The 24,653-nt window shown below is 72.9% G+C and carries 24 protein-coding genes; 1 reads left to right on the plus strand and 23 read right to left on the minus strand.

Features of this window, described 5'->3' with window-relative positions:
* Window positions 1-22: 22 nt before the first annotated feature.
* The 13 genes from trpA to J2X59_RS08275 form a co-directional block, all read right to left on the minus strand.
* Window positions 23-826: a tryptophan synthase subunit alpha gene (trpA, locus tag J2X59_RS08215; protein ID WP_066654497.1), complete on the minus strand. Its 804-nt coding sequence runs from the start codon at window positions 824-826 to the stop codon at window positions 23-25.
* Complete coding sequence (gene trpB, locus J2X59_RS08220) at window positions 823-2,037, minus strand: tryptophan synthase subunit beta (protein WP_326496326.1); 1,215 nt, start codon at window positions 2,035-2,037, stop codon at window positions 823-825. Before trpB ends, trpA begins: the two co-directional genes overlap by 4 nt.
* 62 nt (window positions 2,038-2,099) lie before the next feature.
* Entirely contained in the window at window positions 2,100-2,900 is an 801-nt protein-coding gene (gene trpC / locus J2X59_RS08225; protein WP_251159794.1) for an indole-3-glycerol phosphate synthase TrpC, read from the minus strand.
* Between the two features lie 13 nt (window positions 2,901-2,913).
* Complete coding sequence (locus tag J2X59_RS08230; protein WP_066654504.1) at window positions 2,914-3,153, minus strand: DUF6704 family protein; 240 nt, start codon at window positions 3,151-3,153, stop codon at window positions 2,914-2,916.
* Window positions 3,150-3,854, minus strand: coding sequence for a Trp biosynthesis-associated membrane protein (locus tag J2X59_RS08235; protein ID WP_326496327.1), 705 nt, complete (start codon window positions 3,852-3,854; stop codon window positions 3,150-3,152). The genes J2X59_RS08230 and J2X59_RS08235 overlap by 4 nt, the downstream gene beginning before the upstream one ends.
* Window positions 3,851-5,395 (minus strand): anthranilate synthase component I, encoded by a 1,545-nt coding sequence (locus J2X59_RS08240; protein WP_326496328.1) that lies wholly within the window; start codon window positions 5,393-5,395, stop codon window positions 3,851-3,853. The genes J2X59_RS08235 and J2X59_RS08240 overlap by 4 nt, the downstream gene beginning before the upstream one ends.
* A complete protein-coding gene (gene hisI, locus J2X59_RS08245) occupies window positions 5,392-5,841 on the minus strand; it encodes a phosphoribosyl-AMP cyclohydrolase (RefSeq protein ID WP_251155026.1) in 450 nt (149 codons plus the stop codon). Before hisI ends, J2X59_RS08240 begins: the two co-directional genes overlap by 4 nt.
* Before the next feature lie 40 nt (window positions 5,842-5,881).
* Window positions 5,882-6,679 (minus strand): imidazole glycerol phosphate synthase subunit HisF, encoded by a 798-nt coding sequence (hisF, locus tag J2X59_RS08250; RefSeq protein WP_251155027.1) that lies wholly within the window; start codon window positions 6,677-6,679, stop codon window positions 5,882-5,884.
* Between the two features lie 20 nt (window positions 6,680-6,699).
* On the minus strand, window positions 6,700-7,539 hold the full coding sequence (gene hisG, locus J2X59_RS08255) for an ATP phosphoribosyltransferase (protein ID WP_326496418.1): 840 nt from the start codon (window positions 7,537-7,539) through the stop codon (window positions 6,700-6,702).
* Between the two features lie 75 nt (window positions 7,540-7,614).
* Window positions 7,615-7,878: a phosphoribosyl-ATP diphosphatase gene (locus J2X59_RS08260; protein ID WP_058726551.1), complete on the minus strand. Its 264-nt coding sequence runs from the start codon at window positions 7,876-7,878 to the stop codon at window positions 7,615-7,617.
* Between the two features lie 92 nt (window positions 7,879-7,970).
* Window positions 7,971-8,630 carry a ribulose-phosphate 3-epimerase gene (rpe, locus tag J2X59_RS08265; protein WP_251155028.1) on the minus strand — a complete coding sequence of 220 codons (660 nt, stop codon included), beginning with the start codon at window positions 8,628-8,630 and terminating at the stop codon, window positions 7,971-7,973.
* A gap of 105 nt (window positions 8,631-8,735) precedes the next feature.
* Window positions 8,736-10,283 carry an RsmB/NOP family class I SAM-dependent RNA methyltransferase gene (locus tag J2X59_RS08270; RefSeq protein WP_326496329.1) on the minus strand — a complete coding sequence of 516 codons (1,548 nt, stop codon included), beginning with the start codon at window positions 10,281-10,283 and terminating at the stop codon, window positions 8,736-8,738.
* Complete coding sequence (locus tag J2X59_RS08275) at window positions 10,280-11,215, minus strand: methionyl-tRNA formyltransferase (RefSeq protein WP_326496330.1); 936 nt, start codon at window positions 11,213-11,215, stop codon at window positions 10,280-10,282. Before J2X59_RS08275 ends, J2X59_RS08270 begins: the two co-directional genes overlap by 4 nt.
* Before the next feature lie 93 nt (window positions 11,216-11,308).
* Here J2X59_RS08275 and J2X59_RS08280 point away from each other — a divergent pair, with 93 nt between their 5' ends.
* Window positions 11,309-11,764 (plus strand): DUF4383 domain-containing protein, encoded by a 456-nt coding sequence (locus J2X59_RS08280; RefSeq protein WP_174234689.1) that lies wholly within the window; start codon window positions 11,309-11,311, stop codon window positions 11,762-11,764.
* Window positions 11,765-11,791: 27 nt separating this feature from the next.
* Here J2X59_RS08280 and J2X59_RS08285 read toward each other — a convergent pair whose 3' ends face one another.
* From J2X59_RS08285 to J2X59_RS08330, 10 genes are all read right to left on the minus strand, one after another.
* Entirely contained in the window at window positions 11,792-12,973 is a 1,182-nt protein-coding gene (locus J2X59_RS08285) for a glycine C-acetyltransferase (protein ID WP_326496331.1), read from the minus strand.
* Window positions 12,973-14,025: an L-threonine 3-dehydrogenase gene (gene tdh / locus J2X59_RS08290; protein WP_326496332.1), complete on the minus strand. Its 1,053-nt coding sequence runs from the start codon at window positions 14,023-14,025 to the stop codon at window positions 12,973-12,975. Before tdh ends, J2X59_RS08285 begins: the two co-directional genes overlap by 1 nt.
* 156 nt (window positions 14,026-14,181) lie before the next feature.
* Complete coding sequence (locus J2X59_RS08295) at window positions 14,182-16,164, minus strand: primosomal protein N' (protein WP_326496333.1); 1,983 nt, start codon at window positions 16,162-16,164, stop codon at window positions 14,182-14,184.
* Between the two features lie 7 nt (window positions 16,165-16,171).
* Window positions 16,172-17,386, minus strand: a complete 1,215-nt coding sequence (gene metK, locus J2X59_RS08300; protein ID WP_326496334.1) for a methionine adenosyltransferase — start codon at window positions 17,384-17,386, stop codon at window positions 16,172-16,174.
* 5 nt (window positions 17,387-17,391) lie between these two features.
* Window positions 17,392-17,655, minus strand: a complete 264-nt coding sequence (rpoZ, locus tag J2X59_RS08305; RefSeq protein ID WP_022906709.1) for a DNA-directed RNA polymerase subunit omega — start codon at window positions 17,653-17,655, stop codon at window positions 17,392-17,394.
* A gap of 115 nt (window positions 17,656-17,770) precedes the next feature.
* On the minus strand, window positions 17,771-18,664 hold the full coding sequence (gene gmk, locus J2X59_RS08310; protein WP_066658295.1) for a guanylate kinase: 894 nt from the start codon (window positions 18,662-18,664) through the stop codon (window positions 17,771-17,773).
* 56 nt (window positions 18,665-18,720) lie between these two features.
* Window positions 18,721-19,605, minus strand: coding sequence for an orotidine-5'-phosphate decarboxylase (gene pyrF, locus J2X59_RS08315; RefSeq protein WP_251155035.1), 885 nt, complete (start codon window positions 19,603-19,605; stop codon window positions 18,721-18,723).
* Entirely contained in the window at window positions 19,602-22,880 is a 3,279-nt protein-coding gene (gene carB / locus J2X59_RS08320) for a carbamoyl-phosphate synthase large subunit (RefSeq protein ID WP_326496335.1), read from the minus strand. Before carB ends, pyrF begins: the two co-directional genes overlap by 4 nt.
* The gene (gene carA / locus J2X59_RS08325; RefSeq protein WP_209682459.1) at window positions 22,880-24,109 is read right to left on the minus strand and encodes a glutamine-hydrolyzing carbamoyl-phosphate synthase small subunit; all 1,230 of its coding nucleotides are present in this window, start codon (window positions 24,107-24,109) and stop codon (window positions 22,880-22,882) included. The genes carB and carA overlap by 1 nt, the downstream gene beginning before the upstream one ends.
* Window positions 24,109-24,651, minus strand: a complete 543-nt coding sequence (locus J2X59_RS08330) for a PH-like domain-containing protein (RefSeq protein WP_066654534.1) — start codon at window positions 24,649-24,651, stop codon at window positions 24,109-24,111. Before J2X59_RS08330 ends, carA begins: the two co-directional genes overlap by 1 nt.
* Window positions 24,652-24,653: the final 2 nt, after the last annotated feature.

Consider the following 24,653-nt stretch of genomic DNA (forward strand, 5'->3'; position numbering starts at 1 on the left):
CCCGTCCGGACCGGTGCTCGCCTCAGCTGCGCGCGGCGCCGCTGGTCAGGTCGGCCGCGCGGTCCGCGACCCCCTGCACGCCGAGGTCGGCGAGGGCGCGCACGAAGGCGGACCCGACGATCGCCCCGTCGGCGTACTCGAGGACCTCGCGCACCTGGTCTGCCGTCGAGATGCCGAGGCCGACGCACGTGCGCTCCACACCGGCGTCGCGCAGTCGCGACACGACGGTGCGGGCGGCGGTGTCGACGCCGACGCGGGCGCCGGTGACGCCCATCGTCGACACGGCGTAGACGAAGCCGCGGCTGGAGCGGACCGCCTGCTCCATGCGGGTGTCCGTCGAGGACGGCGCCGCGAGGAAGACCCGGTCGAGCCCGGTGCGCTCGGAGGCGTCGATCCAGGCGCGACCCTCGTCCGGGATGAGGTCCGGGGTGATGAGCCCGGACGCCCCGGCCGCGACGAGGTCGTCGGCGAACCGGTCGACCCCGTACCGGAGCACCGGGTTCCAGTAGGTCATGACGAGCACGGGCACGTCGACACGGCTCGTGATCTGGTCGACGGCGTCGAAGACCTGCGCGACACGGAAGCCGTTCGCCAGGCTCTCCTCCGCGGCGCGCTGGATCACCGGACCGTCCATCACCGGGTCGGAGTACGGCAGGCCGAGCTCGATGACGTCGACGCCGTTCTCGGCGAGGGCGACCGCCGCGTCCACGCTCGTCTGCAGGTCGGGGAAACCGGCGGGCAGGTACCCGACGACGGCTCCGGCGCGCTCGGCGTTGGCGGTGTCGATCGTCGTCGCGACCGAGGTGGAGGGACCGGGGTTCGTCACAGCTGCACCGCGTTCTCGTCGAGGATGCCGAAGTAGCGACTGGCGGACGCGACGTCCTTGTCACCACGTCCGGACAGGGACACCAGCACGACGCTGTCGGGGCCGAGCTCCTTGCCCAGCTTGATCGCCCCTGCGAGCGCGTGCGCCGACTCGATGGCCGGCAGGATGCCCTCGGTCCGGCCGAGCAGGCGGAAGGCCTCCATCGCCTCGGCGTCGGTGATCGGCGAGTACTGCGCGCGGCCGATCGAGGCCAGGTAGGCGTGCTCGGGACCGACGCTCGGGTAGTCGAGACCCGCCGAGATGCTGTGGCTCTCGATGGTCTGGCCGTCCTCGTCCTGCATGAGGTACGACATCGTGCCCTGGAGGACACCGGTGCGCCCGAGCGAGATGCTCGCGGCGTGCCGCCCCGTCTCGATGCCGTCGCCGCCGGCCTCGAAGCCGTGCAACCGGACCGACTCGTCGTCGAGGAAGGCCTCGAAGATGCCCATCGCGTTCGAGCCGCCGCCGACGCACGCGGCGACGGCGTCCGGCAGGCGACCGATGCGGTCGAGGACCTGCTGTCGGGCCTCTTCGCCGATCACCTTGTGGAACTCGCGGACCATCTCCGGGAACGGGTGCGGCCCCGCGACGGTGCCGAGCAGGTAGTGCGTCGAGTCGACGTTCGCCACCCAGTCGCGCAGCGCGTCGTTGATGGCGTCCTTCAGCGTGCGCGAACCCGTCTCGACCGGGATCACCTCGGCGCCGAGCAGCCGCATCCGCGCCACGTTCAGTGCCTGGCGCTCGGTGTCGACGGCGCCCATGTACACGACGCAGTCCATCCCGAAGAGCGCAGCGGCGGTGGCCGTCGCGACGCCGTGCTGCCCGGCTCCCGTCTCGGCGATGAGCCGGGTCTTGCCGAGCCGCTTCGCGACGAGGGCCTGACCGAGCACGTTGTTGATCTTGTGCGAACCGGTGTGGTTGAGGTCCTCGCGCTTGAGGATGATCCGGGCACCACCGGCGTGCTTCGCGAACCGCGGTGCCTCGGTGATGATCGACGGGCGGCCGGTGTACTCGCGCTGGAGCGTGTCGAGCTCCTCGCGGAACGCCGGGTCCGCCCAGGCCGCGCGGAAGGCGGTCTCGAGCTCGTCGAGCGCGAGCACGAGCGACTCGGGGACGAAGCGTCCGCCGAAGTCGCCGAAGTACGGGCCCTGCAGGTCACGGAGTGAGGTCACGGTGGGTCTCCCGGGGTGTTCGGACGCCCCGGTGTGCGGGGCGACCGGTGGGACGGTGTCGGTCAGGCGCGCGGGCGGCCGGAGCCGTCCGCGGCGGCGATGAACGACGCGAGGGTGGTGGCGGGGTCCGCGCCCGTGACGAGCGCCTCCCCCACCAGGACGACGTCGGCACCCGCTGCGCGGTAGTGGGCGACGTCGGCGGGCCCGGCGACGGCCGACTCGGCGACGCGCACGACCCCGTCGGGGATGCGGTCGGCGAGGGAGCCGAAGAGGTCGCGGTCCAGCGAGAAGTCGGTGAGGTCGCGGGCGTTGACGCCGAGGATCCGCGCGCCGGCGTCGAGGCCACGGGAGACCTCGTCACCGGAGTGGGCCTCGACGAGCACGCGCATGCCGAGCTGCTCGGCGAGCTCGTGCAGCTCCACGAGCTGTCGCTGCTCCAGCGCCGCCACGATCAGCAGCACCAGGTCGGCACCGGCCGCACGGGCCTCGAGCACCTGGTACGGGTCGGCGATGAAGTCCTTGCGGAGCACCGGCAGCGACACGCGCGCCTTCACCGCCTCGAGGTCGGCAAGGCTGCCGAGGAACTTCCGCCCCTCGGTGAGCACGCTGATCGTCGACGCTCCGCCACGCTCGTAGTCGGCGGCGAGGGCGGCCGGGTCCTCGATGGGCGCCATGGAGCCGCGCGACGGGCTCGCGCGCTTGACCTCGGCGAGGATCTTCACGCGGTCGCCGGGCGACAGGAAGTCGAGGGCGTCGAGCGGCGACGCCACCCGGTCCAGGTCGCGCTCGACGTCCGAGAGCGGACGGTCGACACGACGGGCGGCGGCGTCCTCGAGCGCGCCCGCGACGAGGGTCTCGAGCACGTTCGGCACGGGACTACTCCGCGTGGTGCTTGGCGACGTACTTCGGACCGTTGACGCCGTAGCCGGCCTTCGCCATCACGGCGCCGACGACGAGGCCGATCACCACGACGACGGCGGACGCCCAGACGCCCCACGCCAGGTCGAACCAGAAGAACAGCGTGCCTGCCGCGAAGCCGATCAGCATGATCACGACGGCGGTCCAGGCGGCGGGCGAGTGGCCTTCGCCGAGTTCTGCGGGCTCAGTGTTGCTCACGGTGCTCCTCGTTCTGCTCCGGCGCCGTCGTCCGATCGGCGCCGATCCGATCCTACCGTGTCGGTCGTGGGCGGTTCCCCCACCGCACCGTCCCCGGCGGTCGGGTCGTCACCCGCGCTGAGGTCGTCCCAGTCGCTGATCGCGTCGCGCTGGGTCGGGGCGGCCGCACGGGCGTCGGCGGCGGCCCCGGCGGTCGCCGCGGCGTACTTCCGGGTCGGCCCGGGCCACTGCCGCTGCACCACGAACACGACGATCCCGAGCACCACGGCGAGCACGCCACCCGCGATGCCGACGGCGGGCCACGCGGTGACGTCGACCCGGTCGACGACCTGGCGCACCGCGCCGGTGTCGCTGACGCCCGCGACCTCGCCCACCGCGCCCTTCGACGCCGCGACGGGGTCCGCCAGGGCGCCGATGCCGGTCGCCACGACGGCGATGCCGAGCAGCACCTCGACGACCGCGAGCACGACGCGCAGCACACGGCCGGCGATCGTCAGCGCGAGGAACAGCGCCAGGCTCGCGATCGCGAGCGCCGTGTACTGCGGGACGACCGCGGCACCGTCCGCCACCACGCGCGGCACCACCGCGGTGCCGGCGTGCAGGTGCACCGTGAACCACGTCTGGGTCCACGACAGCATCACGATGCCGGCGACCGCGAGGCCGGCGACGACGACGAGCGGGCGGGAGCGCCGGGCCGTCACGCGCGCACCTCGCGCATCCGGTTCGCGGTCGCGACCGCGCGCAGCGGGGCGGCCGCCTTGTTCACGGCCTCCTCGTGCTCGGTGCGCGGGTCGGAGTCGGCGACCAGGCCGGCACCGGCCTGCACGCGTGCGACCCCGTCCTTGATGAGCGCCGTACGGATGGCGATCGCCAGGTCGGCGTCACCGGCGAAGTCGAAGTAGCCGACCACGCCCGCGTACGCCCCGCGCTTCGCCGGTTCCAGCTCGTCGATGATCTCGAGCGCACGCGGCTTCGGTGCCCCTGACAGGGTGCCGGCCGGGAAGGTCGCGCGGAAGACGTCGATCGCCGAGGCTCCCGGTCGGACCGATCCCTCGACGCTCGACACCAGGTGCATGATGTGGCTGAAGCGCTCGACGGTCATGAACTCGGTCACCGCGACGGTCCCCGGCTCGCACACCTTCTGCAGGTCGTTCCGGGCGAGGTCGACCAGCATGAGGTGCTCGGCGCGCTCCTTCGGGTCGGCGAGCAGCTCGTCACCCAGGCGGACGTCCTCGACCGGGCTCGCGCCGCGTGGGCGCGAGCCGGCGATCGGGTGGGTGATCGCCCGCCCGTCCTGCACCTTGACCAGGGCCTCGGGCGAGGCGCCGACGATCCAGAAGCGCTCGTCGGCGCTGTCCGCCAGCGCGAGGAAGTACATGTACGGGCTCGGGTTCAGTGTCCGGAGCACCCGGTAGACGTCGAGCGGGTCGGCGGTGACGTCGTGGTCGAACCGCTGCGAGACGACGACCTGGAAGACGTCACCGTCGCGGATGAAGTCCTTGGACCGCTCGACCGCGGCCATGTAGTCCTCCGGCGACGTCCGGTGGCGCGGGGTCGGCTCGGCGATCTCGAACGCCTCGGCGACCGTCGCCGTGCTCGGCTGCACCAGGTCCGCCTGCATCCGGTCGAGCCGGGACTGCGCGTCGGACCACATCGTGTCCGGGTCGTCGGTGCTGTCGTTGAGGACGCTCGCGACGAGGAGCACGAGGCCGGTGCGGTGGTCGAGCGCCGCGAGCTCGGACACGAAGGCGAGGGCCTGCCCGGGCACCTCGAAGTCGGCCGCGGGCACGTTCGGCAGGTGCTCGAGCTGCCGAACGGCCTCCCACCCGATGAACCCGACCGTGCCGCCGACCAGGGGCGGGGTGCCGGGAACGCGGGGCGTCGCCCACCGGTCGTGCAGGCGGGCGAGGACGTCGAGGGGGGCGCCGTCGAGCGAGCCGACGGCCCGCGACGCCGGGATGCCGGTGTCGATCCAGGACGCCCGGTCGCCGTCCTGGGTCAGGACGCCGAAGCTCCGGACGCCGACGAAGGACCAGCGCGACCACAGGCCGCCCTGGCCGGCGGACTCGAGCAGGAACGAACCGGGGCGACCGTCCGCCAGCTTGCGGTACACACCGACCGGCGTCTCGCTGTCGGCGTAGAGCGCGCGGACGACGGGGACGACGCGGTGCCCGTCGAGCAGGTCGTCGAAGGCCTGCCGGGAGGTCGTGCGCGGCTCCTCCGCGCGGCTCGCGCCGGTCATCGGATCGCCTCCGCGGTCGTGGTCGCCGACGTCGGGCCAGTCGCGTCCGTCCCGGCCTGCGCCGGCGCGGCCTGCACCGGCGCGGTCGCGGTCACGGGCTCGAGCGGGTCGACCTCGAAGCAGCTGTGCGCACCGGTGTGGCAGGCGGCCCCGACCTGCTGCACGGTGACGAGCAGCGTGTCGTCGTCGCAGTCGAGTGCGGCAGCCCGGACGTACTGCGCGTGCCCGGACGTGTCGCCCTTGCGCCAGTACTCCTGTCGGGAGCGCGACCAGAAGGTCACGCGGCCCTCGGTCAGGGTGCGGCGGAGGGCTTCGCGGTCCATCCAGCCGAGCATGAGGACGTCCTTCGAGGACTCCTCCTGCACGACTGCGGGGAGCAGGCCGTCCGCACCGAACCGTGCGCGGTCGAGGACCGCTTCCGTGCTGGTGCTGGTGCTGTCGGTCATGAGACTCCTAGCCTACGGCGGGGTGTCGGCGGACGGGGTGTCAGCGGACGGGCTGGCCGGCGGCGCGCAGCGCCGCCTTGACGTCCCCGATGGTCATCTCGCCCCGGTGGAAGACGCTGGCAGCGAGCACGGCGTCCGCGCCCGCCTCGACGGCCGGGGCGAAGTGCTCGAGGCGACCGGCGCCTCCCGAGCCGATGACCGGGACCGACGACACCGCACGCACCGCGGCGATGAGCTCGAGGTCGAAGCCGTGCTTCGTGCCGTCCGCGTCGATCGAGTTGACGAGCAGCTCGCCCGCGCCGCGCTCGACGCCCTCGCGTGCCCACGCGATCGCGTCGAGGTCGGACTCGGTCCGTCCGCCGTGGGTCGTGACGACGAAACCGGAGGGCATCCGGTCCGAGCGCTTGACGTCGAGCGACAGCACCACCGCCTGCGCGCCGAAGCGGTCGGCGATCTCGCTCACGAGCTCCGGCCGCGCGATCGCCGCGCTGTTGACGCCGATCTTGTCCGCACCGCACTGCTGCAGGCGGGAGACGTCGTCGACGCTCCGGACGCCACCGCCGACGGTGAGCGGGATGAAGACCTGCTCCGCCGTGCGCGTCACCGTCTCGTACATGGTCGCGCGGTTCTCGACCGTGGCACCGACGTCGAGGAAGGTCAGCTCGTCGGCACCCTGCTCGTAGTAGCGGGCCGCGAGCTCGACCGGGTCCCCGGCGTCCTGCAGGTCGAGGAAGTTGACGCCCTTGACGACGCGACCGCCGGACACGTCGAGGCACGGGATGACCCGGACCGAGACGCCACCGGCGACACCGGCCGCGCCGCTGTCGGGTCCGGTCACGTCGGCGCGCACCGCGTCGTTCACAGGCGTGCGGCGTGGATCGGGCTGACCAGGATGGCGCGCGCACCGAGGTCGTACAGCGCGTCCATGATGAGGTTCGCGTCCTCGCGCGGGATCATCACGCGGACGGCCGACCAGTCGCGGTCGTGCAGCGAGGAGACCGTCGGCGACTCGATGCCCGACGCCACCGCGGTGGCCTGCTCCAGCAGGTCGGTCGGGATGTCGTAGTCGAGCATGACGTAGCCGCGGGCGACGAGCACGCCCTGCAGGCGGCGACGCAGGACGTCGATGCCCGGGATGCGCTCGTCGGTCGAGATGAGCAGCGCGGTCGACTCGAGGATCACCGGACCGAAGATCTCGAGCCCGGCGGCACGGAGCGTGCTGCCGGTCGAGACGACGTCGGCCACGGCGTCCGCGACACCGAGGCGCACGGCGCTCTCGACGGCGCCGTCGAGCTTCACGAGGGTCGAGGTCACCCCGTGCCGGGCGAGGAACTCGCCCACGAGTCCCGGGTAGCTCGTCGCGACGCGGACGCCGTCGAGGTCCTGCAGGTCGGTGAACCGGCCGGGCGTCCCGGCGAACCGGAAGGTCGAGTCGGCGAACCCGAGCGCGTCGACCTCGTGCGCCGCCGACCCGGAGTCGAGCAACAGGTCGCGGCCGGTGATGCCGACGTCGAGTGCGCCGGAGCCGACGTACGTGGCGATGTCGCGCGGGCGGAGGAAGAAGAACTCGACGCCGTTGCGCTCGTCGAGGAGGTGGAGCGCCTTCGGGTCGCGGCGACCGGCGTACCCGGCCTCCTTGAGCATCTCGGAGGCGGTCTCGGACAGCGAACCCTTGTTGGGCACGGCGATGCGGAGCATCAGGTGGTCTGCTTTCTGCTGGAGGTCGGGACGGCTGCGGGTCGCGGTGGCGCTCGGTGAGCGCGACACGCGTTCCTACAGATGTCGCCAGACGTCCGCCGGGGTGAGCCCCTTCGCGACCATGAGCACCTGGAGGTGGTAGATCAGCTGCGAGATCTCCTCCGAGGTGCGCTCGTCGCCCTCGTACTCAGCCGCCATCCAGACCTCGGCGGCCTCCTCCACGATCTTCTTGCCGATCTGGTGCACGCCGGCGTCCAGTTCGGCGACGGTGCCGGAGCCCTCGGGGCGCGTGCGCGCCTTCTCGGTCAGCTCCGCGAACAGGTCGTCGAACGTCTTCACGGGGACCAGGCTACCGTCCTGCGCGGCTGCGCCGGACGCACCGTCCGGACGGGAGGCGCCGGTCGCCCCCGACGCGCCGCCCACCTGGGCGGTCACGCGCGTGCCGCCGCAGCCGCCTCGCGCAGGTCGGCGATGCGCTGCGCGGGCTCACCGCCGTAGACGGCGGATCCGGCGACGAGCGTGTCGGCGCCGCTGCGGACCGCCTCGGGCACGGTGTCGACCGCGATGCCGCCGTCGACCTCGAGCCAGACGTCGAGCCCCGAGGCGTCGACCGCGGCACGGGCGTCGGCGAGCTTCGGCATGACGGAGGGCATGAACGACTGCCCGCCGAACCCGGGCTCGACGGTCATGAGCAGGATCATGTCGTAGGCGTCGAGGTGGTGGAGCACCTGCGTGATCGGGGTGCCGGGCTTCACGGCGACGGCGGCGCGGGCACCGTTCGACCGGATCGCCGCGGCGGTCGCCACCGGGTCGTCGGCGGCCTCGAGGTGGAACGTGACGCTCGAGGCGCCGGTCTCGGCGTACTTCGGCGCCTGGGTGTCGGCGTCGGTGATCATGAGGTGCACGTCGAGCGGCACCGGCGAGACGTCCTGCAGGCGCTGCACGATCGGCAGGCCCAGGGTGAGGTTCGGCACGAAGTGGTTGTCCATCACGTCGACGTGCACCATGTCGGCGCTCTCGATGCGGTGCAGCTCCCGCTCGAGGTTGGCGAAGTCGGCGGACAGGATGCTCGGCGAGATGCGGATCGTCACCGTGCAATGCTACCGAGCCGTTCCCTCGCAGAACGCAACGTCGGCGGCCCCTCGCAGCGGTACTGCGCTGCGAGGGGCCGCCGACGTTGCGTGTTGCGGAAGGGGTCAGGGGCGACGACGGAAGAGTGCGACGAACATCGCGTCGGTGCCGGTCCGGTGCGGCCAGAGCTGCGCCGTCGGACCGTTCGCCACCTGCGGGTCCCGGGCCGCCACCGACCGGACCACGCCGGCGGTGTCGAGCTGCTCGAGCACGTCGCCGTGCCGCTCGAGCAGCGCGTCGACCTGCCCGCGCGTCTCGGCCAGGTGCGGCGAGCACGTGACGTACGCGAGCGTGCCACCCGGTGCGAGCGCTCGGACGGCCGCATCGAGCAGCTCGCCCTGCAGCGCCGCGAGCTCGGGGACGTCCTCGGGCTGCTTGCGCCACCGCGCCTCGGGACGCCGACGGAGCGCGCCGAGGCCCGTGCACGGAGCATCGAGCAGGATCCGGTCGAACAGCTCGTCGCCCGGCTTGCCGAAGCGCCGTCCGTCGCCCTCGACGACCGTGACGGTGTCGTCACCCGCCACGGTGGACAGGGCCTTGCGCACGAGTCCGGCGCGGGCGGGCACGAGCTCGTTGGCGACCAGGGACGCTCCGCCCTGCGCGGCCTCGGCGGCGAGGAGCGCGGCCTTGCCCCCGGGCCCGGCGCACATGTCGAGCCACCGCTCCCCCGGACGGACGGCGGACGACCGCGTGAGGGCGAGGGCCGCGAGCTGCGACCCCTCGTCCTGCACCCGGAGCCGACCGGCGGCGACGCCGGGGACCCGTGCGGGGTCGCCGGTCGTCCCGCGGATGCCGACCGGGGACACCGGGCCGGCGTCGGCCCCGGCGACCCGGACGGGAGGCGCGGTGCCGGTCTCGTCGTCGGCTCCGGCTCCGTCGTCGGTGCGGGGCTGCTCGTCGGCTCCGGCCCCGTCGTCCGCTCCGGATCCGTCCTCAGCAGCGGTCGCCGTCGCGGTGCGGACGTCCTCGTCGGTGGCGAGCCCGGGCAGCGCGACGAGCTGCACGCGGGGCGCGACGTTGTCGGCCGCGAGCAGGGCAGCGAGCTCGTCCCGCGACCGCTCGGCCGCCAGGGCGTCACGGAGTGCGGCGACCACCCACGACGGGTGCGACCAGCGGGTGGCCAGCAGCGCGTCGCCGCTCCGACCCTCGGTGACCAGGGCGTCCCACTCGTCGTCTGTCCTCGCGGCGACCTTGCGCAGGACCGCGTTGACGAAGCCGGTGGCCCGGCGGGCGCCGACCTCGCGTGCGAGCTCCACGGTCGCCGAGACCGCCGCGTGCGTGGGTGTGCGCATGCCGAGCAGCTGGTGCACGCCGAGGCGCATCACGTCGAGCACGTCGGACTCGATGTTGTCGACCCGGCGACCGGATGCGACCCCGACGATCGCGTCGTAGCGGCCGAGCATGCGGATCGACCCGTAGGTGAGCTCGGTGGCGAAGGCGGCGTCGCGGGCGGACAGACCGGCGCGACGGATGCGCGTGGGCAGGAGCAGGTTCGCGTAGGCGTCGTCGACCTGCACCGCGCGGAGCACGTCGAACGCGACCCGCCTGGCGCTGGTCGGACGGGGGCGACGGTCGCCGCGCGACTGCCGGGAGGACTGCTGCGCCGCGCTCACGAGAGCACCACGCCCTCGAGCGAGCCGAGGCCGCGTGCCCACGCGGCGCCGTCCATCGCCTTCTTGCCGGCGGGCTGGACCTCGGTGAGCACGAGCGGGACGTCGGCCGTGCCGACGAGGAGTCGTCCGTCGACCAGTGCGAGCGCACCGGGCGCGAGGTGCGGGGCGGAGGAGGCCGCGCCTCCCGGCAGGAGCGCGCTGCGGAGCAGCTTCACCCGCGTCTCGCCGAGGTGGGCGAACGCGCCGGGCTCGGGCGTCACACCGCGGACGCGGGCACGGACGGCCACGGCCGGCTCCGTGAAGGCGACGTGCGCGTCGTCGGCGGTCGGCTTCGGGGCGAGGGTCACCGTCCCGGACTGCTCGGTGGCGACCGCGCTGCCGTCGGCCAGGGCGTCGACCACCCGCAGGACGGTGTCCGCTCCGGTCTCGGCCATCGCGGCGAGGACCTCGCCGCTGGTGGCGTCCGGGTCGATCGTGAACGGGTCGGCGGCGTACACGGGACCGGCGTCGAGCGCCTCGACGAGCTGGAAGACGGTCGCGGCGGTCCGGGTGTCGCCCGCCATCACGGCACGCTGGACGGGTGCTGCGCCGCGGTACGCCGGCAGCTCGGAGAAGTGCAGGTTGACCCAGCCGAGACGTGGAGCGTCCAGGGCGGGACGACGGAGGAGCGCACCGTACGCGACGATGACGCCGAGGTCGGCCTGCAGTTCGACCAGCTGCGCGGTGACGGCGTCGTCCACCCGGGTGGCCTCGATGACGGGCAGTCCGAGCTCCTCGGCGACCTGCGCCACCGGGGTCGGCGTGAGGACACGCTTCCGACCCTGCGATGTCGGGGGTCGGGTGAGGACGGCCGCGATCTCGTGGTCGGAGGCGGCGAGACGTCGGAGGGTGGGGACGGCCGCAGCGGGGCTGCCGGCGACGACGAGACGCATGGGGTCCATCGTCCCACGGCCGACGGTGTCCGACGCGCGCGGGACGCTGCCGGCCGGGAACGGACTGCGAGCGGGCTGGGTAACGTCCGGACCATGAGTGACGTCACCACCTCCACCAACCGCTACGCCGGCTCGTCGATCCAGAAGGTCGCGCTCGTCGTCGGCATCGTGTTCCTGCTCGTCGGGATCGCCGGGTTCGTGCCGGGGCTGACCTCCGGCGACCTCGGCGGTGCCGGGCACCACTCGATGGCGATGCTGCTCGGGATCTTCCAGGTGTCGGTCCTGCACAACATCGTGCACCTGCTGTTCGGCGTCGTCGGCCTCCTCGCGGCGAACCGGGCGACGGGGTCGCGGATGTACCTCGTGATCGGCGGCGTCGTCTACTTCGTGCTGTGGGTCTACGGCCTGTTCACGGCGGGCACGATGTCCGGTGCGAACTTCGTCCCGCTCAACTGGGCGGACAACTGGCTGCACCTGGTGCTCGCGATCGGCATGGTCGCGCTCGGCGTCGTCTTCCCGCGGGAGCGCCGCCGTCCGGTCGGCGCCTGACCCGGGGCCGAACCCGCAGGGAGGTCGTCAGGCGTCGACGGCGGCGCGGGCCCCGACGAAGGCGTCCACGCAGCGGCGCACCTGCTCCTCGGTGTGCGCCGCGGAGAGCTGCACCCGGATCCGGGCTCTCCCCTGCGGCACCACCGGGTAGCTGAACGCCGTCACGTAGACCCCCCGCGCCTGCATCTCGTCCGCGATCCGCGCGGTACGGCCGGCCTCGTGGAACATCACGGGCACGATCGGGTGCTCCCCCGGCAGCAGCTCGAAGCCCGCGTCCGACATGAGCGTCCGGAACGTCCTGGCGTTGGCTGCGAGCCGGGCGCGGGCGTCGTCCGACCGTTCGACGAGGTCGAGCGCCGCGACGGTCCCCGCCGCGATCACCGGCGCGAGCGAGTTCGAGAACAGGTACGGGCGTGAGCGCTGCCGCAGCAGGTCGACGATCTCCCGGCGCGAGGCCACGTACCCGCCGGACGCCCCGCCGAGCGCCTTGCCGAACGTGCCGGTGTAGACGTCGACGCGGTCCGCGACGCCGCACAGCTCGGGGGTGCCCCGCCCGTGCTCGCCGACGAACCCGACGGCGTGCGAGTCGTCGACGATGACGAGTGCGTCGTACCGCTCGGCGAGGTCGCAGATCTCGGCGAGCGGCGCGATCGAGCCGTCCATGGAGAAGACGCCGTCGGTGACCACCGCGCGGAACCGGGCCGACGATGCGGCGGCGAGCTGCGCCTCCAGGTCGGCCGTGTCGCGGTTGCGGTACCGGAACCGCTGCGCCTTCGAGAGCCGGATGCCGTCGATGATCGACGCGTGGTTGAGCTCGTCGGAGATGATCGCGTCCTCCGGGCCGAGCAGCACCTCGAACAGCCCACCGTTCGCGTCGAAGCACGACGAGTACAGGATCGCGGCCTCGGTGCCGAGGAAGCCGGCGACCCGACGCTCGAGGTCGAGGTGCAGGTCCTGCGTGCCGCAGATGAACCGCACGCTCGCCACCCCGTAGCCCCAGCGGTCGAGGGCGTCCTTCGCCGCGTCGACGAGGTCGGTCGAGTCCGCGAGCCCGAGGTAGTTGTTCGCACAGAAGTTGAGCAGGTCGGCGCCGTCCGCCGCGATCGCCGCCCGCTGCGGACCGGCGATGCCGCGCTCGCGCTTCGTCAGCCCCGCGGCCTCGATCCCGGCGAGCTCCGTCGCCAGGTGGTCCTTGATCGCGCCGTACATCAGGTCTCCGTCCAGTCGATGACGACCTTGCCGCCGTCCGCGCTCGCCGCCGCGGCGAACGCTGCCTCCCAGTCGCGCGCCGGGTGGCACGCCGACACGATCGAGCCGATGCGCTCGCGCAGGACCGCACTCGTGGCGAGCATCGAGCTCATCGCCTGCCACGTCTCGTACATCTCACGGCCGTAGATGCCCTTCACCGTGAGCATGTGCGTGACGACCTTGGCCCAGTCCACCGCGATCGGGCCGCTCGGCAGCCCGAGCATCGCGATCCGCCCGCCGTGGTTCATGTTCTCGACCATCGCGGGCAGTGCGGTCGGGGCGCCGGACATCTCGAAGCCGACGTCGAAGCCCTCACGCATGCCGAGCCGCTCCTGAGCCGCACGGACGGTGGCCGCCCCGTCGTGACGCACGTCCACCCCGAGGTCGGCGCCCATGCCCTCCGCCAGGCGCAGCCGCTCCGGGCTGACGTCCGTCCCGACGACGAACCGCGCACCGGCGTGTCGGGCCACCGCGATCGCCATGAGGCCGATCGGTCCGCACCCGGTGACCAGCACGTCCTCGCCGACCAGGGGGAACGCGAGCGCGGTGTGCACCGCGTTGCCGAGCGGGTCGAAGAGGGCACCCACCTCGGGTTCGACGGGACCGTGGTGGACCCACACGTTCGTGCCCGGCAGCGTCAGGTACTCCGCGAACGCGCCGTCACGCTGCACGCCGAGGCCCTTCGTGCGGATGCACATCTGCCGACGCCCGGCGCGACAGTTCCGGCAGGTACCGCAGACGACGTGCCCCTCGCCGGACACGAGGTCGCCGACCGCGACGTCGCGCACGGCGGCGCCGACCTCGACGACCTCGCCGGAGAACTCGTGGCCGGGCACGAGCGGTGCGGTCACGGCCGACGCGGCCCAGTCGTCCCACCGCTCGATGTGCAGGTCGGTCCCGCAGATCCCGGTCCGCAGCACGCGGACGAGGACCTCGTCCTCGGTCGGGACCGGCACCGGCCGGTCGATCATGATCAGTCCTGGACCGGCGTCCGGCTTCCAGAGCGCCCGCATCGGCGTCACCTCGTCACTCCGTCGTGCGTGTGGTGTCAACGTCGGTGGTCCGTGACCACCACCGACCAGCCTGGCACACCGTCCGGACGGACGGGAGGCCCGGTGCACGCCCGGCGCGTCGCGGCACCTCGACCGCGTGGGCGCGTCCGCGGTGGGTCAGACCTCGGTGAACGGCTCGGCGTCGTCGAGTCGCACGCGCAGGGTCGGCGCCGCGCGACGTCGGTTGCCGCCCGGGAGCACCCGGCGCGTCGACGAACGACGGATGACCTCGGCCTTGAGCGTCGCCGCGACCTCGGCCCCGTGCGCGTAGGCGAAGCGCACGATCGCACGGACCGTCCCGGGCACCGGGTCGTCGGGCACCGGAACCGGCCCGAGCACCGCCCCGACCACCGCGTCACCGAGGGCCTCGACCGCCGCGGTCACCGCCTCGTCCGTACCGGTGAGCGTCGCCACCCGGACGGCCGGCGGGAAGTGCAGGGCCCGTCGGTCGACGAGCTCGTCGTGCGCCGGCCCGTCGAGACGCCAGAGGGCCATCGCCGTGGCGAGCTTCCCGCCGACGCCGACGAGGTACACCTCGGCCCCCGGTGCACCCTTGGCGGCGGCGTTCGTCCAGAAGCGGAGCACGTCCTCCTGCACCCGGAGCCCCTCGCGGGCCAGGAGCCGTTCGCCGTCGAGCAGCAGCACGCACGCGTACCCGCCCGGCACGCTCGGCTCCGCGCCGCGTGTGGCCACGACGACCGCGGGGCGGGCGGGGACCTCGTCGAGCGGTCGGGAACCGTCCGCCACCACGATCCGGGTGCCGGGGAACGCCCGGCCGAGCTCGTCGGCAGTCCGCTGCGCTCCCTGCCCGACCGGCTTGAGCCGCCCACCGCCGCACGTCGGGCACCGGAACCCCACGGCGAGGGCACCGCAGAACCGGCACTGCGGGGTCGCGTTCCGGTGCGGGCTCCCCAGGGGGCCGCCGCACACCCGGCAGTGCGCGCGTTCCCCGCAGTCGGCGCAGACCAACCCGGTGCCGAAGCCCGGGTTGGCGACCTGCACGAGGACGGGCCCGTGCTGGCTGGCCTCCCGCGCGGCGCGCCACGCCGTGCTGGGGATGCGGGCCTGGGCCGCGAAGCCCTCGGCACCCGCCTGCTGCGCGGTCGGGATCACCTTCGGCGTCGGTACCCGGTACGGCGCGAGCTCCTGGAGCCAGTGCAGCTCGACGAGCCGCTGGACGTCGGTCGACCTGGCGTGCGCGACGAAGAGGAGTGCGGCGCCGGACTGCGCGGTCCGCACGAGGGCGACGTCGCGCGTGTGCACGTACGGGGCCCGGGGCTCGACGAAGGACGCGTCGCCGTCGTCCCACATCGCCACGAGCCCGAGCTCGGACGCCGGTGCGAACGCCGCGGTCCGGTTGCCGATCGCCACGACGGCGTGCGTCCGCGCCTGCAGCAGCGCCTTCGCACGCTGCCCGTTCGTCTGCTTGGCGTCGAACCGGACGACGCGCTCCGGCGGGAGCACCGCGAGGAGCGCGCGTTCGAGGTCGGTGACGTCGCGGAAGTCCGGGACCGCGAGCACGGCCGACTGCTCGCGGGCGACGACGTGCGACGCCGCCTGTGCGAGCGTCGCGGCCCAGCCGGGCACCCACACGGGGTCATCGGCGGTCCCGAGGTCGACGGGGTGGGGCACGGCGTCGACCGCAGCCCGTCCGTGGTCGGCGAGCAGGGCCTCCAGGACGCCCTCGGCGTAGCCCGTCACCGGGGTCGGCTCGACTGTCGGCGGTGACCACGAGGTGTCGCGGGCGAGCCAGGCCTTCTCGGCACGGACCTGACGGGTCGGCACGGCGAGCCGGAGCACGTCGGAGGCGACACCGGCGGCGCGGTCGGCGACGGCACGCGCGAGCGTCCAGATCTCCGGGGCCAGCACGGGCACCGGTGACACGACCTGTTCGACGGGACTGAGCTCCCCCGGCCAGTCTCCCTCGGAGACGACCTCGACGACGTACGCGTCGGACATCCGGGCGCCGGTGCGCAGCGGCACCTTGACCCGGACCCCCGGCACGCAGTCGTCCTCGAGCTCGGCCGGCACCCGGTAGTCGAACAGACGGTCCAACTGCGGGAGCGGCGAGTCGAGGACGACGCGCGCGACGGTGGTCACACGGTGCCTAGACGGCGGCGGTGACGAGTCCTGCTGCGGCGCGGAGCTCCTCGACGCGGTCGAGCTGCTCCCAGGTGAAGCCCGGCAGCTCGCGGCCGAAGTGGCCGTACGCCGCGGTCTGGGCGTACCGGGGCTTGAGCAGGTCGAGGTCGCGGATGATCGCGGCGGGACGCAGGTCGAACACCTCGATGATGGCGGCCTCGATCGTGGCGTCGTCGACGTGTCCGGTGCCGAACGACTCGACGTACAGACCGACGGGCTTCGCGCGGCCGATCGCGTAGGCGACCTGGACCTCGAGCCGGTCCGCGAGCCCCGCGGCGACGGCGTTCTTCGCGACCCAGCGGAGCGCGTAGGCGGCCGAGCGGTCGACCTTCGACGGGTCCTTGCCGCTGAACGCGCCGCCACCGTGGCGGGAGGCCCCGCCGTACGTGTCGACGATGACCTTGCGTCCGGTGAGTCCGGCGTCACCCTGCGGGCCGCCGATCTCGAAGCGACCGGTCGGGTTCACGATCACGTCGACGTGCGACGAGTCGAGGTCAACCAGGTCGAGCACCGGACGGATGACGTGCTCCGTGATCTGCGCGGTGAGCTCGTCGAGCGTGACCGCGGGCGAGTGCTGCGTGGAGAGGACCACCGTCTCGACGGTCTTCGGCACGACGCCGTCGTAGCCGACGGTGACCTGGGTCTTGCCGTCCGGGCGGAGGAAGTCGAGCTGCCCGCTCTTGCGGACCTCGGCCAGCCGCTCCGCCAGGCGGTGCGCGAGCCAGATCGCGACGGGCATGTACTCGGGCGTCTCGTTCGTCGCGAAGCCGAACATGATGCCCTGGTCGCCGGCGCCCTGGCGGTCGAGCTCGTCGATGCCCGCGCCGGACCGGCTGTCGAGCGACTCGTCGACGCCCTGGGCGATGTCCGGCGACTGCGCACCGATCGACACCTCGACACCGCAGGTGCGGCCGTCGAAGGAGACCTCGGACGAGTTGTACCCGATGCGCGTGATGACGTCGCGGACCAGCTTCGGGATCTCGACGTAGCCGGACGTGGTGACCTCGCCCGCGACGTGCACGAGCCCGGTGGTGACCATCGTCTCCACGGCGACGCGCGCGTGCGGGTCGACCGCGAGCAGGGCGTCGAGGATCGTGTCCGAGATCTGGTCGCAGATCTTGTCGGGGTGCCCCTCCGTCACCGACTCGGACGTGAAGAGGCGCAGGTTGGTGCCGCTCACCGGGGTCAGTCGGTGGGCTGCTGCTGCTTGGTGACGGTCAGCTTGTCCTCGTTGATCTCGTGGAGAGCGACGGACAGCGGCTTGTCGTCGATCGTCGAGTCGACGAGCGGACCGACGTTGTCGAACAGCGACCCCTCGTGCAGGTCGGCGTAGTAGTCGTTGATCTGACGGGCGCGCTTCGAGGCGAAGATGACGAGCGCGTACTTCGACTCCACCTTGGCGAGCAGGTCGTCGATGGGCGGGTCGATGATGCCCTGGGGGTTGGCCATGGTGTCTCCTGTCGGCTGCGGGTGCGTGGGGCGCGGGTCCGACCGGATCGGACCGCCCGACCGCGGTCGGGCTGCGCGGGCGCGACGCCGAGGAGGCGCGCGCGGGTGCGCCGTGTCAGGGCGCAGAGAACAAGTCTACGACCTCGCGTGCCGCGGTGCCGACATCCGAGTTCACGATGCGCACGTCGAACTCGTCCTGCGCGGCCAGTTCGACCTTCGCGGTCTCGAGTCGGCGTGCCTGTTCCTCGGCGGACTCGGTCCCGCGACCGATGAGCCGGCGGACGAGTTCCTCCCACGTCGGCGGCAGCAGGAACACGAGCACGGCCTCGGGCATGGCGTCGCGGACCTGCCGAGCACCCTGCAGGTCGATCTCGAGCAGCACCTTGTCGCCGGCGTCGAGCGCGCGGTCGATCGGCGGCCGTGGCGTGCCGTACCGGTAGGAGTTGTGCACCACGGCCCACTCGAGCAGCTCGCGGTCCCGGATCATCCGGTCGAACTCGGCGTCGTCCACGAAGTAGTAGTGCACGCCGTCGACCTCGCCCGGGCGGGGCTTCCGGGTCGTCGCCGACACGCTGAGGTCCACGTCGGGGAAGTGCTCGCGGATGTGCGCGCTCACGGTGCCCTTGCCGACGGCGGTCGGTCCGGCCAGCACGACGAGCTTCGACGCACCGCGCTTCCGGCCGCGGGCGGCGAGCCAGTCGGCCAGGGCGGAGCGCTGCCGGGTGCCGAGCCCGCCGAGCCGCTTCGACGGGGCGATGCGGAGCTCCCCCATCACGGCCTCGGCACGCGCCGGGCCGATCCCGGACATGCTCGTGAGCAGGTCGCGCACGCGCAGCGACTTCTCGGCGGGCAGGTCCGCGTCGGACCACGCGGCGCGAGCGACCTCGAGGGCGCTGCGCTCCCCCGACGCCACCTGCGCCTTGACGGCAGCACGGGCGCGCCGGGCGGCGACCGCCGCGCGGGCGGCGGCGACGCGGTCGACCTCCGGCGGGTTGCGGTGCGCGGGCAGGTCGCTGCGGTCCGGGGTCCCGGAGCCGGGCGTCTGGCCCGTGGGCGTCTGGTCCGTCACGCGGCGGCCCCGAGTGCGGCGTGGATGCGGTCCACGCGGTCCTGCACCAGCGCGGCGACCCCGTCCGGGCCGTCGGTCAGCAACCCGCGCGACTCGTTCACCAGGACCTGCTCGGCTCGCACACCGTACCGGGCGCGCAGGTCCTCGATCCGGGCACCCTGGGCACCGAAGCCCGGGGCGAGCACCGGCGCGTTGCCGATGGCGCCCGCGTCGATGCCGAAGTCGTCGAGGTCGAGGGTGGCGCCGAGCACGAGCCCGACGTCCCCGAGCGGCTGCTCGCCGCCGGTCCGGTTGTCGTCTGCCACAGCAAGGACGATACCGGCAGCGACGGACCGTCCGGCACGCGGCCCCTCGGCGAGCACGGCCGTCTGGAGCACGCGCGCCTCCGGGTTGCTCGTCGCCGCGAGCACGAAGACGCCCGCACCGTTCCGTCGGGCGACGTCGACCGTGCCGGCGAGGGACCCGTACCCGAGGTACGGCGAGACCGTCATCGCGTCCGCCCGGAACGGCCCGTCGCGGTCGAGCCACGCGAGCGCGTAGTCGTCGCCGGTCGAGCCGATGTCGCCCCGCTTCACGTCGGCGACGACCAGGAGGCCCGCATCGCGTGCCCGACGCAGGGTCGCGTCGAGCGCGCGGTAGCCGGGGACCCCGGCCGCCTCGAAGAAGGCGATCTGCGGCTTCACGATCGCGGCGCGGCCGGCGGCCGCGTCGACCAGGGTCGCGCCGAAGGCGGTGAGGCCCTGCTCGTCGCGGCCGAGCCCCCACGCCGCCAGGGTGGCGGCGTGGGGGTCGATGCCGACGCACAGGGGGGAACGCTCCCCCACGGCGGCGGCGAGGCGGACACCGAAGGAGGCCGGGCCTCCCGTCCGTCCGTCGCTCACCAGGTCGCGCGCTCGAGCGCGTAGTCCTGCAGGCTGCGGGCGCTGAGCGGGGTGCCGATCGTCTCGATCGCGGCGACGGCCGCACCGAGCTGCGCGATCGTCGTGAAGAGCGGCTTGTCCGCGGCGACCGTGGCCGCACGGATCTCGTAGCCGTCCGCACGACCGGCGGCGCCGGAGGGCGTGTTGATGACGATGTCGACCGCGTCGCGGGCGAGCAGGTCGACCACGCTCTCACCGCCCTCGCTGTACTTGCCGACCAGGGTGACCTCGATGCCGTTGCGGCGCAGGACCTCGGCGGTCCCCTCGGTCGCGGTGATCGTGAACCCGAGCTGCTGCAGGCGGTGCACGGGCAGGACGACCTGGCGCTTGTCGGTGTCCGCGACGCTCACGAAGACCGTGCCGCTCGTCGGCAGGCCGCCGTACGCGGCGTCCTGCGACTTGAGGAACGCCCGCGGGAAGTCGCGGTCGATGCCCATCACCTCGCCCGTGGAGCGCATCTCGGGGCTGAGCACCGAGTCGACGACCTGGCCGTCGTGAGTGCGGAAGCGGCGGAAGGGCAGCACGGCCTCCTTGACGGCGACCGGTGCCTGCGGCGGCACCGAGGAGCCGTCCCGCTCCGGCAGCATCCCCTCGGCGACGAGCGCGTCGATCGAGGTGCCGGTCATCACGCGGGAGGCCGCCTTGGCGAGCGGGATGCCGAGTGCCTTCGACACGAACGGGACCGTGCGGCTGGCGCGCGGGTTCGCCTCGAGGACGTAGAGCACGCCCGCACCGATCGCGAACTGCACGTTCAGCAGGCCCTGCACGCCGATGCCGCGGGCGATCTTCTCGGTGGCCTCGACCACGCCGCGGATCTCCGCCTTGCCGAGTCCGACCGGCGGCAGGGTGCAGGCCGAGTCGCCGGAGTGGATGCCGGCCTCCTCGATGTGCTCCATGATGCCGCCGACGTAGAGCCGCTCGCCGTCGAAGAGCGCGTCGACGTCGATCTCCACCGCGTCGTCGAGGAACCGGTCGACCAGCAGCGGCAGGTCCGGACCGATGATCGCCTGGTCGGCCATCCGGTCGAAGTAGTCCGCCAGGGCGGCCGGGTCGTAGACGATCTCCATGCCGCGTCCGCCGAGCACGAAGGACGGGCGGACGAGGACCGGGTAGCCGATCTCCTCGGCGACCGCGGTCGCGCTCGCGAGGTCGTGGGCCGTGCCGTTCCGCGGTGCGAGCAGCCCGGCCTGCTCGAGGATCGCGGCGAACTGGCCACGCTCCTCGGCGGAGTCGATCGCGCTCGGGGTCGTGCCGAGGATCGGGATGCCGGCGGCCTCGAGGGGCTTCGCCAGGCCGAGGGCGGTCTGCCCGCCGAGCTGGACGACGACGCCGACCAGCTCACCGGAGGCCGCCTCGGCCTCGATGACCTCGAGGACGTCCTCGGTGGTGAGCGGCTCGAAGTAGAGCCGGTCCGAGGTGTCGTAGTCGGTGGAGACCGTCTCGGGGTTGCAGTTGATCATGATCGTCTCGTAGCCGGCGTCGCTCAGTGCGAACGAGGCGTGCACGCACGAGTAGTCGAACTCGACGCCCTGACCGATGCGGTTCGGGCCGGAGCCGAGGATGACGACCTTCTTCCGGTCGCTCGGGGCGACCTCGGTCTCCGCGTCGTACGACGAGTAGTGGTACGGCGTGAGGGCCGGGAACTCACCGGCGCAGGTGTCCACCGTCTTGAAGACCGGGCGGATGCCGAGCGCATGACGGGCGTCGCGCGCCTCCTGCTCGGAGATGCCGCGCAGGGACGCGATCTGGGCGTCGCTGAAGCCGTGCTCCTTCGCCCAGCGCAGGGTGTCCGCGTCGAGCGTCTCCGCCGCACGCACCTCGTCGGCGACCTCGTTGATGAGGACGATCTGGTCGATGAACCACGGGTCGATCTTCGTGGCCTCGAACACCTCGTCCGCGGTGGCGCCGGCGACCAGGGCCTGCTGCACGGTCACGATGCGGCCGTCGGTCGGCACCTGGGCCTTCGACAGCAGCGCGTCCTTGTCGAGCTCGGCCGCCGGGGTGTCCCAGTGGAAGCTCGACCCGCGCTTCTCGAGGCTCCGCAGGGACTTCTGCAGCGCCGTTGCGTAGTTGCGGCCGATGGCCATCGCCTCGCCGACGCTCTTCATGGTCGTGGTGAGCGTGGCGTCGGCCGCCGGGAACTTCTCGAACGCGAACCGCGGGGTCTTCACGACCACGTAGTCGAGCGTCGGCTCGAAGCTCGCCGGCGTCACCCGGGTGATGTCGTTCTCGATCTCGTCGAGGCGGTACCCGATCGCGAGCTTCGCGGCGATCTTGGCGATCGGGAAGCCCGTCGCCTTCGACGCGAGCGCCGACGAGCGCGACACGCGGGGGTTCATCTCGATGACGATCAGGCGGCCGTTCGACGGGTCGACGGCGAACTGGATGTTGCAGCCGCCGGTGTCGACACCGACGCGACGGATGATGTCGATGCCGATGTTCCGCATGTTCTGGTACTCGCGGTCGGTCAGCGTCAGCGCGGGGGCGACGGTGATCGAGTCGCCCGTGTGCACGCCCACCGGGTCGACGTTCTCGATCGAGCAGATGACGACCGTGTTGTCGAAGTTGTCCCGCATGAGCTCGAGCTCGTACTCCTTCCAACCGAGGATCGACTCCTCGAGGAGCACCTCGGTGGTCGGGCTCGACTGCAGGCCGTCGCCGACGAAGCGGACGAGCTCCTCCTCGTTGTACGCGAAGCCGGAGCCGAGACCGCCCATGGTGAAGGACGGCCGGACGACGAGCGGGTAGCCGAGGTCCTGCGCGAACGCCTTCGCCTCGTCCAGCGTGTGCGCGATGTGGCTGCGGGCGACGTCGGCGCCGGACTCGAGCACGAGCTCCTTGAAGAGCTGCCGGTCCTCACCGCGCTGGATCGCGTCGACCTTGGCACCGATGAGCTCGACGTCGTACTTGTCGAGGATGCCCTCGGCGTCGAGCTTGATCGCGGCGTTGAGCGCCGTCTGGCCGCCGAGCGTCGGCAGGACCGCGTCCGGACGCTCGATCTTGATGATCTCCTCGAGCGAGGCGCTCGTGATCGGCTCGATGTACGTCGCGTCGGCGAAGTCCGGGTCGGTCATGATCGTCGCCGGGTTCGGGTTGACGAGGATGACCCGGACGCCCTCGGCGCGGAGGACGCGGCACGCCTGGGTGCCGGAGTAGTCGAACTCGGCGGCCTGACCGATGACGATCGGGCCCGAGCCGATGACGAGGACGGAGTTGATGTCTGCGCGCTTCGGCATCAGTTGCTGCTTTCGTTCTGCGCGGCCGACGCGCCGGCGTCGGTCGTCGGGTCGGCTGCGGGGGTCGTGGCGGTGGCGGTCGCCGCGTCGAGCGGCTCCCCGTCGCGTCGCGCACGGACCAGGTCCGCGAACCGGTCGAACAGGTACATGGAGTCGTGCGGGCCGGCCGCCGCCTCGGGGTGGTACTGCACGCTGAACGCGGGCACGTCGAGCGCGCGGAGGCCCTCGACCACGTCGTCGTTCAGGGAGTAGTGCGAGACCTCGACCCGCCCGAACCCGGCCGGCGACTCGAGGACCTCGCCCAGGGGCGCGTCGACCGCGAAGCCGTGGTTCTGGCTCGTGATCTCGACCTTGCCGGTGGCGGTGTCGAGCACGGGCTGGTTGATGCCGCGGTGGCCGAACGGCAGCTTGTACGTGCCGAAGCCGAGCGCGCGACCGAGGAGCTGGTTGCCGAAGCAGATGCCGAAGAACGGGCGGCCGGTCCGCAGGGACTCCTGCAGCAGGGACACCTGCGCGTCGCTCGCGGCGGGGTCACCCGGGCCGTTCGAGTAGAACAGCGCGTCCGGGTCGAGCTGCTGCAGCGCCTCGGACGTGATGTCCTGCGGCACGACGTGCACCTCGAACCCGCGCTCGGCGAGGTAGCGGGTGGTCGAGGCCTTCACGCCGAGGTCGAGCACGGCGAGCCGGCCGATCTGCTCGCCGACGGCGGGGACCACGTAGGTCTCCGGGGTCGACACGATCGACGAGAAGCTCGCGCCGGTCATCGCGGCCTGCTCGCGCACGGCCCGGAGCTGCTCCTCGGCGGACAGGTCCGCGTCGGCACCGCTGAACACGCCGCCCTTCATGGCGCCGGCGTCGCGGATCCGGCGGGTGAGCGCGCGCGTGTCGATCCCGGAGATGCCGACGATGCCGTCGCGCACCAGGTGGTCGTCCAGCGTCGCGTTCGCGCGGTGGTTCGACACGACGCGGCTGGGGTCGCGCACCACGTACCCGGCGACCCAGATGCGACGGGACTCGGGGTCCTCGTCGTTGACACCGGTGTTGCCGATGTGCGGCGCGGTCTGCACCACGATCTGTCCGGCGTAGGACGGGTCGGTCAGCGTCTCCTGGTAGCCGGTCATGCCGGTGGCGAAGACGACCTCTCCCAGGGATCGGCCTCGGGCGCCGTACGCCCGTCCGTCGTAGCGGGTGCCGTCCTCGAGGACCAGTACGGCCCGTTCGCGTGTCATCAGTTCGTCCCTTCGCCCGCGGTGTGCGGGTGTTCGTGCGTCGTCGTCAGTCCCTGCAGGGCGGCGAGTGCTGCTGCGCCGCCCTCCGGGAACCGGAAGTAGGTGTCGAGGTCCGTCGCTGCTGCGGCGCCGGTCGCCGTCCATCGCAGACGGACCAGTCCCCCGGGTTCGACCACCCGGTCGATGGCCGCGGTGGCCCGGTCGGCGCCGCGGACGGCGGTCGCGGCGATCCACCGGTCCTCGGCTCCGGCGTGGTGCAGGACCACGCCGGTGTCGTGCACGGTCACGCCGCCGCGGCCCCGGAACCCGAGACCGCCTGCCGTGATCCGCTCGAGCGGCTCGTCAGCGCGGGTCGTCGCGACCGTGAACCCGTCCCACGACCCGACCGCCGGTCCCAGCCCGGTCGGGACCGGGACGGGAGGCACGGCTGCCGTCTGCGCGCGGGTCCGGGTCCGCCAGGTGCGCGCCATCGCGACGAACAGCGCGGCCACCAGGAGCAGGATCGCCGCTCCGGTCAGCCAGCGCAGCGCGTCGCCGCTCACCG

Origin of the sequence: Curtobacterium sp. 260 (assembly GCF_030803485.1) — a bacterium.
Taxonomy (GTDB): domain Bacteria; phylum Actinomycetota; class Actinomycetes; order Actinomycetales; family Microbacteriaceae; genus Curtobacterium.